The organism is Microcystis sp. M53603_WE2 (assembly GCF_030065435.1).
In genome coordinates, this window is the sequence record NZ_JASJFF010000871.1 from 1 (window position 1) to 2,431 (window position 2,431).

Annotated in this window: 1 protein-coding gene; it reads right to left on the reverse strand. The window is 46.4% G+C overall.

The annotated features are described in order from the left end of the window. Window positions 1-134: 134 nt before the first annotated feature. Window positions 135-1,814: a phosphoenolpyruvate carboxykinase (ATP) gene (pckA, locus tag PX481_RS18555; RefSeq protein ID WP_288095385.1), complete on the reverse strand. Its 1,680-nt coding sequence runs from the start codon at window positions 1,812-1,814 to the stop codon at window positions 135-137. Window positions 1,815-2,431 lie beyond the last annotated feature (617 nt).

The window sequence follows — 2,431 nt, forward strand, 5'->3', positions numbered from 1 at the left end:
AATACTGACTCCTGACTCCTGACTCCTGACTCCTGAATACTGACTCCTGACTCCTGAATACTGACTCCTGACTCCTGAATACTGACTCCTGACTCCTGACTCCTGCCTTCGTTAAAACCGATTCCTTGATGCTGTTATTCCCAAATTGGACCGGCTGCAATGATTTCTTGGGAGGCAGTGGTAAATTGACGGAAATTTTCCACGAAACGATGGGCCAATTCTCGCGCCTGTAGGTCGTAGGATTCGCCATCTTGCCATGCTTGTCGCGGGTCGAGGATTTTTTTGGGAACTCCGGGGACAATTTCGGGGACGAGAACTTGAAAGATGGGATGAGGATGGAAAACTACTTCCTCTAAATCGCCATTTAAAGCGGCGGAAACCATAGCACGGGTGTGTTTGATCGAAATGCGATCGCCGACTCCGTAGGGACCGCCGGACCAACCAGTATTAATCAGATAAACGGAGGTTTCGGGGTGTTGTTCTAAACGTTCCCCTAACATTTGGGCATAGACGAGGGGTGAGAGGGGGAAGAAACATTGACCGAAACAACTGGAAAAAGTCACCTGTGGGGCGGTGATTCCCCGTTCCGTTCCCGCTAATTTGCTAGTATAGCCGGAGAGGAAATGATACATCGCCTGGTTCGTGGTTAATTTGGCGATTGGTGGCAGTACCCCAAAAGCATCGGCAGTTAAGAAGATAATAGTTTTCGGGTGGGTTCCCATGCCAGATACGGCACAATTAGGGATATAACGCAGGGGATAGGCGGCGCGGGTGTTTTCGGTCAAACGTCCATCATCGTAGTCGGGAAGGCGATTATCGGGGGAAAGGATCACGTTTTCGAGAATAGTGCCAAATTGAATCGCCGCCCAGATTTGGGGTTCGTATTCGGCACTTAAACGGATGGTTTTAGCGTAACAACCGCCTTCAAAGTTAAAAATGCCGTCTTCTGACCAACCGTGTTCATCATCACCGATGAGGCTGCGTTTAGGATCGGCGGAAAGGGTGGTTTTCCCCGTACCGGAGAGACCGAAAAAGAGGGCCGTATGACCGTGTTTATCGATGTTAGCGGCACCGTGCATCGGTAAAACCCCTTGTTTGGTCATCAGGTAGTTCATCATCGAGAAGACGGATTTTTTGATTTCGCCAGCGTAGCGAGTGCCGCCGATGAGAACGATTTTTTTGGCCAGGTTGAGGACGATAAAGGCTTCGCTGTTCAGGTCGTCATCCTCGGGATCTCCCTGTAACCCCGGCAGGGCAATCACGGTAAAATCAGTTTGATGGGCAGCTAGTTCGATCGCACTGGGCCGGAGGAATAACTGATGGGCAAAGAGGTTATGATAGGCGATTTCGGTGACAACGCGCACGCCAAAGCGACAATTAGGATCGGACCCGACGTAACCATCGAAGATATATAGGTCTTTTCCCTGTACATAGGCGAGGACTTTTCGGTATAACTGCTGGAATTTTTCCTCGCTAATCGGGGCATTATGCTGATTCCAGTCGATTTCCTTTTCGCTATTGGCTTCTTTGACAATGAATTTATCTTTGGGGGAACGACCGGTATATTTACCCGTTTCCACCACTAAAGCCCCATTATCGGCTAAAACGCCCTCATGATGTTCGATCGCCTGTTCGACTAATTGCGGTACGGAAAGATTGCGATAAACGCGACCGAGATTTTTCATGCCTAGGTTTTCGAGGCCGTAGGTGGGATGAATTTGATTTTCTAATTCGTAGTGGAAATTGACATTCTCCATGCGATCGGACAAGGGACAAGAGATACTATCATTGGTCAGCGTGTGTAGAGTCGGCATAACCCCAATTCTCCTGATAATTTAGTTGTCGGTTTAGAGCTAAGTTCTAGGTCTCTGATTAGTGCAGTTATAGAAACTAGAAAACCCTCGTTTTCTGTCTTTTTCACTCCCAGACACCTAAGAAGCTATATTGATTAGTTTATTTGACGATATTTGCCTGATTAATCTGGTCTCTTGCTGTCGGTAAAGCCAATCTTAGAGCGGTAATTTAGGATTATTTGCGTATTTACCCCTCATCTCCCAGTCAGGGTTTTTACCTTTTCCCTCTTGCCGATCTAACTGCTTTTTCTAGATATTTTTAGTCTAGCTGTACAATAGGATACAGACGATGTTTTTTTTACAAAAATTAACAGCTAAACAAAATTGGTCAGCTAATCTAGCAGTTAAGTGGGTGGGTGGAATTAAATATATAGCGTTTCCCAATCTCATGAGGTACACCAAAATCTTAACTCCTGAATCCCGAATCCTGAATCCTGAATCCTGAATCCTGAATCCTGACTCCTGACTCCTCAAAACCTAAGACTCTGTACCTCACAACTATGGGAATTGCTATAATTAAATTAAAAATGGATTTTAGGTTCCGGCCGCCTGCCTTCCTTGATAAGGTAGGGTTGATT

What these genes read in the sequence shown, in the direction of transcription:
- pckA (WP_288095385.1), bottom strand. Translation starts at nt 1,814, where the DNA reads ATGCCGACTCTACACACGCTGACCAATGATAGTATCTCTTGTCCCTTG.